We start from the raw sequence: 12,287 nt of genomic DNA on the forward strand, positions 1-12,287 counted from the left end.
TCAAACAATTCTCTTCACACGGATGGTTCGGCGAACCGCAATGTTCGCTCCTTGCGGCGCTTTTGGGACAGAGATCATGAGCATGCCGTTGTGAATCTCTGCTTCGAGCATCCCCAGCGCCAACTCCACCTGCGGGAGTTGCACCTCGCGCTCGAATTCCCCAAAGAAGATCTCAAGCGTGTGCGCCCCTGCGCGACCTGGACCGAAACCAGGGTCGTCGCGACGCCCTCGCAACACCAAAACATTCCGATCGGGATAGATGCAGATCCGCATCTCGGCGGGATCAACGCCAGCGACCTCGCTCCGGACGAAGACATGAGTTTCAGACTCGACGATATCCACGCGGGGTGCCCAACCCAATCCCCGAGCAACACGCGGTGCGTGGTTCGCCAACTCTTCGCTCAACCGTTGCAGCTGAGTTCCAACTTGCCACAACCACTCGTCGCGTTCCTTACTTGACATCAATTCCCCTTTTCCATTCTATACGCCAATCCCGATGCTTTGGGCGCGCGGACAAACAACAACGGCGTCGCAGATTTGCGACGCCGTGAAATTTGGAGCGGGAGAGGAGATTCGAACCCCCGACCCTCTCGTTGGCAACGAGATGCTCTACCACTGAGCTACTCCCGCTTGGAGTTCGTAAACAATACCCGATCCCGAACTGTGGGTCAAGGGGGACGCCTAAGTTTAGCGTCGCTGAATGGGCCGGCGCAACTTGCGTTTCTCTCGACCCAGCGCCCCATCGGTTACTCCCATGAGCTTTCTCAGCCGCTCGATCTCATCTCGAACTTGCGCAGCACGCTCGAACTCCATGAGCCGCGCAAGGTCCTTCATCTCTTTCTCCAATGTCGTGATGAGCAGCGGCAAGTCTTCGATCCGCATCGGTGTTCCAGCATGCTCCATTTCCAGCCTCGCATCCTCGCCGTACTGGGCCACAAGTTCCGCGACCGCGTCGGCACTGCGAACCGTATCGCGGATCTCCTTGCTAACCGTGACAGGCTGAAGTCCATGCTTATCGTTGTAGGCCTGCTGAATCGCCCGGCGTCGGTCCGTTTCATCGATGGCAAATTGCATCGAGTCGGTGATCCGATCGGCGTACATGATCACCAGGCCACTAGCGTTTCGCGCGGCCCGGCCGATGGTCTGGATGAGCGATGTGCCGCTGCGGAGGAACCCTTCCTTATCGGCATCGAGGATAGCGACCAACGTGACTTCCGGCAAGTCGAGACCTTCGCGAAGGAGATTGACGCCGACGACGACATCATAGACACCGAGCCTAAGGTCTTTCAAGATCTCAGGCCGATCAAGCGAGTGAACGTTCGAGTGGATGTAGTTCACCTTGAAGTTCAAATCTTGTAGATACCCGGTCAGGTCTTCTGCCATTCGCTTGGTGAGCGTCGTCACCAGCGTACGCTCGCCTCGTACCACTCGGGCCTGAATCTCCTCGATGAGATCATCGATCTGACCCTTGGTCGCCCGAACTGAGATGGCTGGATCCACCACGTACGTTGGGCGAATGACTTGCTGGGCGACGCTACTCGACTGCTCTTTTTCAAATGGTCCCGGCGTCGCCGAGACAAAGACCGCTTGTGGCACACGCTCCAAGAACTCGTCGAACTTGAGCGGACGGTTGTCGAGCGCGCTCGGCAACCGGAAACCGTAATCCACCAACACCGACTTGCGCTGACGATCACCATTAAACATCGCTCGAATTTGTGGAAGAGTCTGGTGCGATTCATCTACAAATACGATGGCATCCTTGGGTAAGAAATCGAGGAGCGTGTACGGTGGTGTTCCGGGCTCGCGACCATCGAAGTACCGCGAGTAGTTCTCGATGCCATTGCAGTAGCCGAGTTCGCGCATCATCTCGACGTCGAAGTCGACCCGTTGCCGCAAGCGCTGCGCTTCGAGCAGTTTCTCCGTCGCTTTGAACTGATCGACCTGGCTCTGAGTTTCCTGTTCGATCTCCACCAGCGCGGCGTCGAGCCGGTCAAACGGAGTCACGTAATGCGTTGCAGGGAAAACGGAAATGGTGCTCGGCTCGTCGATGACGTCCTGCGTCAACGGGTCGAGGATCCGGATCCGCTCCACAACATCGCCGAAAAACTCGACTCGGGTGACCAACTCTTCGTCTTTGGGTTGGATCTCGATGGTGTCGCCGCGCACCCGGAACGTTCCGCGATCGAGCACTATGTCGTTCCGCGCAAACTGCATCTGCGTCAGTCGGGTGAGGACCTCGTCGAGGTTGAATTCGCTACCGGTTTGAAACGTGACGACTCCTTCGGCGTAGGTGTCCGGGGAGCCCAGACCGTAGATACAGCTCACGCTCGCCACGATAATCACGTCCCGACGCTCAAGAAGCGCCTGCGTCGCCGCGTGCCGCAAGCGCTCGATCTCTGAGTTCACGCTTGAGTCCTTCTCGATGTACAAGTCCGACTGCGGGACGTAAGCCTCCGGCTGATAATAGTCGTAGTACGAGATGAAATATTGGACAGAGTTCTCAGGAAAGAACGCCCGGAACTCTTGGCAAAGCTGGGCCGCAAGCGTCTTGTTATGCGCGATGATCAGCGCAGGCCGCTGGGATTTGGCGATGACGTTCGCCATTGTGAAAGTCTTTCCCGTTCCCGTCGCACCGAGCAGCGTTTGGTAGCGATAGCCCGATTCGAGCCCGTCCAAGAGCTCCGCGATCGCGGTCTCTTGGTCGCCCTTGGGTTCGAAGGCTCCGCTCAGTTGGAACGGTGTGTCGTACCGAACGATCATGGGGATATCTTACACCATTTAGTGTAGACGTTCATCTACTCTTGTTCGGCGGCTTTGCTGGCGTTCCACAGGGTGTCCCACTCTTCGGGGGTGAGGTCGCGGAGCGGTTTGGTCGCCGCCGACTCCATCCGCTCGAAGCGCAGAGTGAAGCGATCCACCATCTTGCGCAGCGCCTCCTCGGGTTCGACCTTTAGCCACCGCGCGACATTCACCAGCGTGAACAGCAAGTCACCAATTTCCGACTCAATGTCTTGCTGGTGCCCGCGCCCGATCGCCTCGCGCAGCTCGGCAATCTCTTCTTCGCATTTGGCGAAAACGGACTCCAAGTCGGGCCACTCAAACCCGATCCTTGCCGCTCGCTTGCTGATCTCGTGAGCTCGGTGGAGGGCGGCCATTGCTCGCGGCACGCCACCGAGGATGCTCGCCTCTTCACCCTTCTCCGATTTCTTGATGGCGTCCCAATTGCGCAGGACGGTCTCGGCATCGTTCGCTTCGACGTCGCCGAACACGTGCGGGTGTCGCCGGACAAGCTTGTCTACGATCGTCTGGGCCACGTCCTGAGTGCTCCACCCGCCCGCCAGCGCACGCATCTGCGCGTGCATGATGGGCTGCAACAGGACGTCACCGAGCTCTTCTTGCATCCGTGCGTCGTCCCGCGCTTCGATCGCATCGATCAGCTCATACGCCTCTTCCAGCAGGTGTCGCTTCAGCGAATCGTGAGTCTGAGCTTGGTCCCAAGGGCACCCTCCCGGTCCGAGCAAGCGGTCTACGACCGCGACCAATCCGCCCAGCCCGATAAATCCCTGCAGCGCTGGCAAAAAGATCGGCTCGCTAGGGTCGGGCAAGCCATCGCCGAGAACGAGCCCGGAGGCCGTCAGGCGGAACCAGCCGTCTGTCGGTTCGGGTCGCTTTTCACTAGGCACAAGCAGGACGGGGAGACGACGGTCGGCATGCGCGAGCGACGTCACGATCTGGAGCCCCTCTCCGTGTCCGGCAGCAACGAGCTGCTCCACCCACGCACCGATCATCGGGGTGTGATCTCAACTTTGGGTGCCGTGACCTGAACTTGCGCCCAGCCTTCGACCAGTTTCAAGACCTTAGCGCCTTTAAGCTTGGCCGTCCCGACCGGGAGCCAAATCTTCGAACCGATCGACGCGCCGGAGTACTCCCACTTCTGTTCGCTCGCGACTTCGGCAGCGGACTTGGCAAAGCCCGTCGCACTTTCCGAAGTATTCAGGACCATGCTCCGGCTAAACATCTCGCTCGGCATGACCCGCTCCACCCAGAGCGCAACCCCTAGGTAGGCGTCCATGGCCGCCTTCGTCTTGCGGACGAGGAGCGCTCGATTCGGCCCCTGGTCGCGCACCGCTTTGGCGAGCGGGTCTACGTTTGCGGTTACCCAAGCCTGGATCCGGTCGAGCGGCGCACCCATCGCGTCGTTCGAGCCCAGACGTTCGCTCTCGAGCTCCTCGGCCAGCCAGGATAGATAGAGTTTCTCCCCGAGGTAGCCGTTCGCCCACTCTTCCGGCTCAACAAACCCGCCAACCGGCGGAAGCGTTGCATGGCCGTACTCGTGCGCGATCTCGCGCGCCATCTCAAGAGGGTCGGTGAAGCTCGTGACATCGTAGATGTACATCGTGTTCACCATCGCGGCCATCCCCTGGCGCATCTCCTTGTCGAAGAGCTGTTCGCCGCCCGCCTTGCCGCCGTAGCACAGGTACAGATCCACGAATTTCATCGTCGCCTCGGTGTGGTCTAGCCGCAGCTTGTCGATGTTGAACTCCCATAGACGCATCAACATGCGGCTCGCGGAGATCGCGAGGTCGTTCTTCGAGGATCGGTACTGACTGAAGATCCGAAACCGCAGGTTCAGCGGCGAACCAGGTACGAGGCGTCCGTACCCTGAGACGATGTACTCAAATATCCACTCGTTCTTCGGCGACTTCTGCGGCGGATTGAGCTTGGTATTGTCGATGCGCAGAAGTGCGCGCGTCTCGGTCTGACCTGCAGACCGGAGTTCCATCATGTAGGCGGCTGGCGGCTCTTGCGCGGCCAGCGGGAGGCCGGACACGCAAAGACCCAGCGTCAGTGCCGCCCGACCAAATCTCATGCGTGGCTTTCCTCGAGCCACCTCTCCGCATCGATGGCGGCCATGCAGCCGGTACCCGCGGCGGTCACTGCTTGACGATACACGCTGTCGGCGACGTCGCCCGAAGCGAAGACGCCCGGGATATTGGTCGCCGTCGAGCCGGGAGCGACCTTGAGGTACCCGACCTCGTCCATCTCCAGCAGGCCCGCGAAGAGATCACTGTTGGGCTTGTGTCCGATCGCCACGAACACACCATCGATGGGCATTTCTGTCTGCGAGCCATCGAGCGTCGATTCGAGGATAACGCCGGTGACCTTCTTGGGGTCCTCTTGGCCGAGGATTCGGCTTACGAAGCGATTGGTGAGGATCTCGATTTTCGGGTTGTTTTGAACCCGCTCCAGCATGATCTTGCTCGCACGGAACTCGTCTCGCCGGTGGACGAGTGTTACTCTCTCGCAATGGCGGGTCAAGTAATTGGCCTCTTCCATGGCGGTGTCGCCGCCGCCGATGACGATGACCCGCTTGTTCCGGAAGAAGAAGCCGTCGCACGTGGCGCAGGCGCTCACGCCGTGCCCGCCGAAGTGGCTCTCGCCCTCGATTCCAAGCCACTTTGCGCTCGCGCCGGTTGCGATCACGACGCTGCGGGCTTCATGCACCTGGTCGCCGACCGACACGCGGAACGGTCGAACGCTGAAGTCCACCGCAGTCACCGACTCGTACCGAATGTCAGCGCCGAATCGAGAGGCTTGCTTGGCAAAAAGCTCCATCATCTCCGGGCCCATGATCCCGTCCGGAAAGCCGGGGTAGTTCTCGACATCGGTCGTGATAGTCAACTGACCGCCTGGCTGCGGCCCCGCGAAAAGGAGCGGTTTGAGATCGGCGCGGGCGGAGTAAAGTGCGGCCGTGTAGCCTGCGGGGCCAGAGCCGATGATGATCAAACTGTGAATCATAGGGGACCTGAGAATACCTACTCCGACAGGCCCGCGACGGTTCTACAAGTTCGGCTCGACGGTCACCTTGATGCCGATCGTGCGGATGATCTCGGCTGCCCTTTCGCACTCCTGTTTAGCTGCGATGTGGACCGTACTTTGGCCGAGCGCATCGACCTCCCACGTTTCGATGAAGGCCTCTTGCTCGTCGCACCCCGTCGCCACCATCAAGATGGCCATGACCTCTACGTCGGTGTTTGTATCGTTGTCGTGGACGATCACGACCCAGCCGCGGTCCGTCGCATCCTGGGTGGACTCAGTCAAGTCGGGAGCTATGAGCGGGCGAGTCGAAAGCTTAGTCATCAAACTCAGGGCCGACTTCGGTGACGACGCCGATTCGGTTAATGACTCGCGCGACCTTCTCGCAGACTTCGCGCGACTCAAAATGGACCGGTGCCTGACCGTAGGTGTGGGCCTCCCACGTCTCGATGGCCGCCTCTTCAAGCGTGCAGGCGGTGGCTTCCATTAGGATGCGGACTACCTCATCGGCAGAGTTGTACGAATTGTTGAAGATCGTAACCATCCACCGGCGCGTGCCGATGACGGTGGTGTTCGCAGACAAACCCGCGTCGGTTTCACTGTCGATGTCGTGGCTCATCCGTTCGTAGTTCATGACACTTCGGCGCAAATCAATGCACCTATTGTATCAAAGACTGTGCTCATCAGCGCTAGGATTTTCGTCCGGCAGTGCACCCGTCCGGCTAGCTCTTGATCCGGTGAGGGTAAGCACAGCGACCCCGAGCAGACTGACCACGGCCAGCCACCACCCTGTGACTAGTTTGGGAGGCAAGTACGTGAGGGCGACCTCGTGATCGCCCGACGGAACTCCTTCGATCCTCATCCACGCCCCGTCCGCGCTCACCGTCATCGGCTTCCCATCTACCGTTGCACTCCAACCGTCCATAAATCGCTCCCGAACTTGGAGCGTTCCGCCGCCCTTCACCGACAGGCTCAATCCTTGAACGGACCTGCTGGCATCCAGCCCGGAATCAGTATCGGTTTTCCAGTACCAAGCCTTAGCCACGGGCGAACGATCGACGGTTCCATCGGCGAGGGGACGCCAGACCTCTGCCACTCCGTACTGCGCGAGGAGCGCAGGGTCGGCACTCGACATCGTCAGCATCATATTGCCGTTCTCGGGTGGCGATGTCCGCCCGCCATTGAGCGCCTCGAAGAGCTTCGCGGTATCGGCATGAATCAGCGAGTCGTAACCGCTCAGTTGAGGAGTGCGTGCAAGCGTCAGCAGGTTGGGCGGCAATGGAGCATTCGGTCGCGTGTACAGCGACCAGCGGTCTTGGACCACCGCGATACGGCGCTCGGGCGAACTCTGGGGAAACTCCATCGGGTGCCCAGCAGGAGTCATGCGGAACGTCGCGGCAAGCACGGCCAATCCGGCCACGGCCCAGACGAGCAGGCCCTTCTGAACTCGCTGCACGAGAAGAACTCCGAGTAAGACGGCCAGTCCGACGAGAACGAGCGCCAGTGGCGACAGTCCGCCCCCGATGCCGAATCCCAAAGACAAGAAGACGACTGTGACCACGATGCCGCGCACCTTCACCTCCCGGCTGATCCCTTCCTCGGGGTTCCGCGACCCGGCGAAGATCGCAAGTCCGAGCAAGAAAAGCACACCTGCGCGCGCCGGTGAGCCAGTCGCCGACCAGCCCGGCACCAAGAAGTACATCGCCTGGGTCAGGCTCGACCCGACTGCGAGCAGCAAGCCTAGCACCGCCACCCCCGCGAACGCGCCTGCAACAGGATCGGTCAGCCTTCGGCGGCCCGCTATGAGCAAGCCGAGCAGCACCGCCCCGAGCCCGAAGCTGGACTCGGCGAAGTTGGCACCGGGCTTGCGCAGGGCAGGGAGAAACTCCACGATCCGTCCGACCCCTTCAACCTCCATCTGCTGTCGCGGGTCGCCCAGCGACTGCGGAATAAAGAGCCCTGCGAATTCGTACGGCTTCAGAGACAGTGCGTTGTAGGCAGCGTAACCTTCGGCGTTCGCGACGTTTTGGCGGTGCGAGTGTTTTCCATAGTCCAGGACTGGGAGTAAGTGCGGTGCACTCAGTCCGACACCCAGTGCGATGCACAACGCACTCGTGAAGCTTCGTCGCCACTCCAACTGAGTCACCGTCAACCAGAGCCATACGAACGCCAGCGCGAGGAATCCATACGCGACAAACTGCAGGTGCCCCGAGAACACGATGCAAGCGACGCTTACCGCCAATCCAACCCGATCGATGCGGCGCTCCTCGCGGTGCAATCCAACCAAGAATCCAAGCGCCCATGGAACCCACGCTACGGTGCTCGGTACCGAGGGCAAGGCGGTCCAGGCGACCATGAAGCTCGAACCCGCGAATCCCAACCCGGCCAGACTCGCGAAGACGCGGCTTCCTCCCAAGCGCAAAGCGCAGAAGGTCACGCCGCACCCCGCGACAATGAGATGCGCCCCGGCGAGCACTAGCATGCCCCACTGCCATCCGAAACCGAGGACCCCCATGGCGATGTGCGGAAGGTACAGCGCCGCCGACTGCGAATTTGCCAGCAGCGGCGTACCGCCCAGGATGTACGAATTCCAGGTGGGGAGCAGGTGCTGCGACCATCCCTCAAACACCAGCGACCGCCACGGCGCGAACTGCAGCATTCCGTCGGCAGCGAGAACGTCCCACCCTCGGCTCGTATCCCCAGCGAATTGATCCCACGGGCCGACGGCTCCACCCCGCATGCCGATATCGAGCATGAGGATCAAGCCGAAGACGATCGACGGCAAGTACGGCAAAAGCTTGGCAGTACGGTGAACCATAAGGCGCGATTTATCATGGCGCATCACGTCGGAACACATGCCAACATAGAAGGATGTTTCTGGGACTCACTGCTCTCACCGTGATGTCGCTCGCCGCTCCCTCCAGCGACTTGGCCGCCCTAAAGACCCAGATGGACGCCTTGTGTGCTGGGTTCAAGGGAAAGATCGGCTACTCGGTTCGCATGGTCCACGAGCCCGGGGAGATCAGCCTGCTCGGCGAGCAGCGCTTCCCCACTGCGAGCACAATCAAGACGGTCCTTTTGCTTGAGGCGATCAACCAAGTAGAAGAGGGCAAGCTCAAGTGGACCGACACGAAAGAGATCCCACCGACCGCCGAGCGGACCTCGAACATGGCGAGCATGTGGAGCTACTACCTGAAGGACGGCATCAAGATCGACCTTGACGGGTGGTGCAATCTCATGATCACGTACTCAGACAACACGGCCACCAAGATGGTCGGCATGTGGGTTGGGAATCAGCCGGTGCGAGATCGAATGGTGGGCTTTGGGCTGGAACGAACCGCGTTTCTGAGCTATTCGCCTGCCGACGGAACGTGGTTCAAGCGCTGGAACCGCTCGTACGGAATGGGCATGACGACCCCCAACGAGATGTCCCAACTGTGGCTGCGCATCGCCCGACGCGAAGCGACGAAGACTCAAGCAGGTGCAGAACGGCTACTGAAGATCCTGGGCCGACAGTACTGGGATGACTGGGCTGGTGCGAGCGCACCTCCCGAAGTCCGCGTATTCAACAAGACCGGCGCGATCAGCCGCAGCCGCAGTGAGACCGCGTACATCTTGGGCAAGCGCCCCTACGTCCTGAGCATCTACACCGACGACCAGAAGGATCAGCGCTGGACCGCGGACAACGAAGGCGACGTGTTGCTGGGCAAACTTTGCAACCTGGTCTGGAACACCTTGAACCCAGGTCAGAAGTACGTCCGACCCGAAGGCTGGGAGAAATTCGGCCCGACGGGCGGCGGGATCGAATAGCAGCCTAGAGCAAACCGGCGACTTCATGTGCCGAAGAAACGCGCACACGTCGCGGCGTGTTCACCGTCGGCGCATCCCACAGAACTCCTAAGTTCCGCTCCGCCGCAACCGGGGCGAGCTGCGCTCCATTCTGCTGGCTGAGGACGATCCCTTCGAACGCATCGTGGAACTGCCACACGCTGAGCACCGCCAGTGGTGGCCCTTCCGGGGAAAGGCAGAGGTGACGAATATGCCCTTCTGCTCGCGCAGTTTCAAGGACTTCCAGGGCCGCATCGATCTGGAACTCCTCTAACGCGCGGGCTACGCGCAGAAAGTAGAAGTCGATGCACGGTTTGCCAATGGCGCAGAGGTGCTGCAGCATCTCTTCCTGCATTCGGCTCATGGCATCGGCTCGGTCCTGCGACCGTTCGAGCTCGCGCCCGCCGGTAACCATGACCTCGTTCTGTGCGGCGTGAAGGTCCCCACCCCAAAGCGCAGTCTGGTGTGACAGATCGAGCACTGCGCCGGAGTTCACGGCGGCCGCAAGCAGTTCCTCGCGCCACCCGTCGCGCGGCTGCTCCGGGCTCTCCAAGCGCAGCCAGAGATCGCCGACCGGGCGACCGACACGGCCGAAGAGTCGGCTCACGCGGCAACCCACGAGTCGACAAGCGTAAAGATGAAGAGCCCGATCGACACAAAGCCGTTGAGGGTGAAGAACGCGAGATTTACCCGGCTGAGGTCGTTGGGCCGTACGAGCGACTGCTCGTAGATCAGCAAACCCGTCGCGACCGCAGCTCCGACGAAATACATCGCGCCCGCTCCCGCGCTGATACCCGCCCAAACCAAACTCCCCGCCGCGATGGTGTGCAATACCCTGCTCACACCAAGCGCCCGGGCTTTGCCCAGCCACTGGGGTAGCGAGTGCAACCGATTCTCCCGATCGAACTCCTCGTCCTGCAGGCTATAGATGACATCGAATCCTGCCGTCCAACATGTCACGGCGAGCACAAGCGGCAGGATGGCCGGGTGCAGCGAGCCAGTCACCCCGATCCACGCGGCGGCGGGTGCGATGGCCAAGCTCAGACCGAGCACAAGGTGGCACAACGGCGTGAACCGCTTCGTCAGACTGTACAGTAGCGTCACCCCTAGCGCGACCGGTGAGAGCATCCCAGCCAGCGGGTTTAGCGCCCATGCCGCGGCAAAAAAAATCAACCCGCTCAGCACCAAGAACAGGTTCGCCTGGCGCAGCTGCAGGAGCCCGGCCGGTAACGCGCGCATTGACGTTCGTGGGTTCTGGGCGTCGATGTGTCGGTCGGCGATTCGGTTAAACGCCATGGCCGCGCTGCGGCACGAAATCATCGCGAGGACAATCAAGACAAATACCCGTGAACCGGGCCAAGCCGAGCCGCTGTAGGACAAGGAGCCCCACATCATGCCGATCAGTGCGAAAGGCAGCGCAAAGATCGAGTGCTCGAATTTGATCATCTCCAGGTAGGTGCGCAACACACCTCCGGACGCACTCTTTGCCGCCATTGCACGTCATTGTACTAGGCGGTAGCATTGGATCGTGGCAGCTCGCATTCCCCAGTTCTATTTCCATCCGCGGATGCTGGAGTACAACTTTGGCCCGCGGCACCCACTTCGCATCGACCGCGCGAAGAAAGCGCTCGATAACTTGCTTGAGTTCGCCAAGCTCGAGGTCATCGATCCCGGTGTTGCAACCCGCGAAGAGGTGCTCAAACTTCACGCGCCGGATTACATTCAGGCCCTGGATCGGGGCAGTTCGGGAGACTATCTGCCCTCCGGGTTTGTCACTCGGTACGGCCTTGGTACCCTCGACACTCCCACCTTTCCGGGCATGCTCGAAGCGGCCCTGAGCATCTGTGGAGGGGCGGTTGCGGCGGCACGCGCGGTGAACGAGGGTGCCCCGCTGGCGTTCAATCTGGCCGGAGGACTGCATCACGCTCAGCGGAGCATGGCGAGTGGCTTCTGCCTTCTGAACGACCCGGCGGTCTCTGTACACACCCTCCTTGAGCGGTACGAACGGGTGATGTACGTGGATATCGATGTCCACCACGGCGACGGGGTCGAGGACCTCTTCCTTAAAGACCCAAGGGTGCTCACGTACAGCATCCACCAGATGACCCCCGGGTTCTATCCGGGTACGGGTCGGGCGGAAACTTGTGGAGCGCAGGGGACGGCGCTGAACATGCCGCTCCCGCTGGGCACCACCCACGACGTGTGGATCTGGGCCTTCGAGCACTCGTTTTTACCAGCGGTCGAGGCGTTTGCTCCCCAGGCAATCGTGCTTCAAACGGGAGCGGACAGCCATCGGAGCGATCCCTTGGCGGGCATCGAGAACTCGATAGAGAGTTGGCTACAAGCCGTTCGGATCGTGCGCGACACCGGCTTGCCCCTGGTGGTATGCGGTGGGGGTGGGTACGACGTCCCAACCACGGTCCGGATGTGGTCCGCGGCAGTCTTCGTGCTCGCCGGAAACGAAGAGATTCCCCCCGAGTGGGTGCACGACGAGCAAGAGTTTGCGACCGGAGGCGGGATGGAACAAGCGGAGCGTGCGCTGAAAGTACTAGAGTCACTCCATTTTCCGCATCTAGGAACCACACTTAAGCCATAATCTGAGCGTCTGTTCAAGTACAGCGGGCTCTGCAACGTTTTGCCCG

12 protein-coding genes and 1 tRNA gene are annotated in these 12,287 nt (G+C 60.8%); 2 read left to right on the forward strand and 11 right to left on the reverse strand.

The window, feature by feature from the left end; all coding sequences use genetic code 11:
* The 9 genes from JNM85_06325 to JNM85_06365 all read right to left on the reverse strand — a co-directional run bounded on the left by JNM85_06325 (position 1) and on the right by JNM85_06365 (position 8,635).
* The gene (locus tag JNM85_06325) at positions 1 to 462 is read right to left on the reverse strand and encodes an Hsp20/alpha crystallin family protein (protein ID MBL8087672.1); all 462 of its coding nucleotides are present in this window, start codon (positions 460 to 462) and stop codon (positions 1 to 3) included.
* A 93-nt stretch (positions 463 to 555) separates the two neighbouring features.
* Positions 556 to 630, reverse strand: a tRNA-Gly gene (locus JNM85_06330).
* Between the two features lie 57 nt (positions 631 to 687).
* On the reverse strand, positions 688 to 2,760 hold the full coding sequence (uvrB, locus tag JNM85_06335; GenBank protein ID MBL8087673.1) for an excinuclease ABC subunit UvrB: 2,073 nt from the start codon (positions 2,758 to 2,760) through the stop codon (positions 688 to 690).
* Positions 2,761 to 2,795: 35 nt separating this feature from the next.
* The gene (gene mazG, locus JNM85_06340; protein MBL8087674.1) at positions 2,796 to 3,788 is read right to left on the reverse strand and encodes a nucleoside triphosphate pyrophosphohydrolase; all 993 of its coding nucleotides are present in this window, start codon (positions 3,786 to 3,788) and stop codon (positions 2,796 to 2,798) included.
* Positions 3,785 to 4,870: a hypothetical protein gene (locus JNM85_06345; GenBank protein ID MBL8087675.1), complete on the reverse strand. Its 1,086-nt coding sequence runs from the start codon at positions 4,868 to 4,870 to the stop codon at positions 3,785 to 3,787. The genes mazG and JNM85_06345 overlap by 4 nt, the downstream gene beginning before the upstream one ends.
* Complete coding sequence (gene trxB / locus JNM85_06350) at positions 4,867 to 5,799, reverse strand: thioredoxin-disulfide reductase (protein ID MBL8087676.1); 933 nt, start codon at positions 5,797 to 5,799, stop codon at positions 4,867 to 4,869. The genes JNM85_06345 and trxB overlap by 4 nt, the downstream gene beginning before the upstream one ends.
* A gap of 42 nt (positions 5,800 to 5,841) precedes the next feature.
* A complete protein-coding gene (locus JNM85_06355) occupies positions 5,842 to 6,141 on the reverse strand; it encodes an ATP-dependent Clp protease adaptor ClpS (protein ID MBL8087677.1) in 300 nt (99 codons plus the stop codon).
* Positions 6,134 to 6,451 (reverse strand): ATP-dependent Clp protease adaptor ClpS, encoded by a 318-nt coding sequence (locus tag JNM85_06360; GenBank protein MBL8087678.1) that lies wholly within the window; start codon positions 6,449 to 6,451, stop codon positions 6,134 to 6,136. The genes JNM85_06355 and JNM85_06360 overlap by 8 nt, the downstream gene beginning before the upstream one ends.
* A gap of 33 nt (positions 6,452 to 6,484) precedes the next feature.
* Complete coding sequence (locus JNM85_06365) at positions 6,485 to 8,635, reverse strand: hypothetical protein (protein ID MBL8087679.1); 2,151 nt, start codon at positions 8,633 to 8,635, stop codon at positions 6,485 to 6,487.
* 53 nt (positions 8,636 to 8,688) lie between these two features.
* Between JNM85_06365 and JNM85_06370 the strand changes: the two genes are divergently transcribed.
* Positions 8,689 to 9,627 carry a serine hydrolase gene (locus JNM85_06370; protein MBL8087680.1) on the forward strand — a complete coding sequence of 313 codons (939 nt, stop codon included), beginning with the start codon at positions 8,689 to 8,691 and terminating at the stop codon, positions 9,625 to 9,627.
* A gap of 4 nt (positions 9,628 to 9,631) precedes the next feature.
* On the opposite strand, the gene JNM85_06375 is transcribed toward JNM85_06370, so the two are convergent.
* Positions 9,632 to 10,252, reverse strand: a complete 621-nt coding sequence (locus JNM85_06375) for a hypothetical protein (protein MBL8087681.1) — start codon at positions 10,250 to 10,252, stop codon at positions 9,632 to 9,634.
* Positions 10,249 to 11,139 carry a UbiA family prenyltransferase gene (locus JNM85_06380; GenBank protein ID MBL8087682.1) on the reverse strand — a complete coding sequence of 297 codons (891 nt, stop codon included), beginning with the start codon at positions 11,137 to 11,139 and terminating at the stop codon, positions 10,249 to 10,251. Before JNM85_06380 ends, JNM85_06375 begins: the two co-directional genes overlap by 4 nt.
* Positions 11,140 to 11,173: 34 nt before the next feature.
* On the opposite strand from JNM85_06380, the gene JNM85_06385 reads away from it, so the two are divergent.
* Positions 11,174 to 12,241, forward strand: coding sequence for a hypothetical protein (locus JNM85_06385; GenBank protein MBL8087683.1), 1,068 nt, complete (start codon positions 11,174 to 11,176; stop codon positions 12,239 to 12,241).
* Positions 12,242 to 12,287 lie beyond the last annotated feature (46 nt).

The sequence above is a fragment of the Chthonomonas sp. genome, assembly GCA_016788115.1.
Lineage (GTDB): Bacteria > Armatimonadota > Fimbriimonadia > Fimbriimonadales > Fimbriimonadaceae > UBA2391.

Bases quoted from the DNA above. Each gene is read 5' to 3' on its own strand.
- JNM85_06325 (MBL8087672.1), bottom strand. From the start codon at position 462: ATGTCAAGTAAGGAACGCGACGAGTGGTTGTGGCAAGTTGGAACTCAG.
- uvrB (MBL8087673.1), bottom strand. From the start codon at position 2,760: ATGATCGTTCGGTACGACACACCGTTCCAACTGAGCGGAGCCTTCGAA.
- mazG (MBL8087674.1), bottom strand. From the start codon at position 3,788: ATGATCGGTGCGTGGGTGGAGCAGCTCGTTGCTGCCGGACACGGAGAG.
- JNM85_06345 (MBL8087675.1), bottom strand. From the start codon at position 4,870: ATGAGATTTGGTCGGGCGGCACTGACGCTGGGTCTTTGCGTGTCCGGC.
- trxB (MBL8087676.1), bottom strand. From the start codon at position 5,799: ATGATTCACAGTTTGATCATCATCGGCTCTGGCCCCGCAGGCTACACG.
- JNM85_06355 (MBL8087677.1), bottom strand. From the start codon at position 6,141: ATGACTAAGCTTTCGACTCGCCCGCTCATAGCTCCCGACTTGACTGAG.
- JNM85_06360 (MBL8087678.1), bottom strand. From the start codon at position 6,451: ATGAACTACGAACGGATGAGCCACGACATCGACAGTGAAACCGACGCG.
- JNM85_06365 (MBL8087679.1), bottom strand. From the start codon at position 8,635: ATGGTTCACCGTACTGCCAAGCTTTTGCCGTACTTGCCGTCGATCGTC.
- JNM85_06370 (MBL8087680.1), top strand. From the start codon at position 8,689: ATGTTTCTGGGACTCACTGCTCTCACCGTGATGTCGCTCGCCGCTCCC.
- JNM85_06380 (MBL8087682.1), bottom strand. From the start codon at position 11,139: ATGGCGGCAAAGAGTGCGTCCGGAGGTGTGTTGCGCACCTACCTGGAG.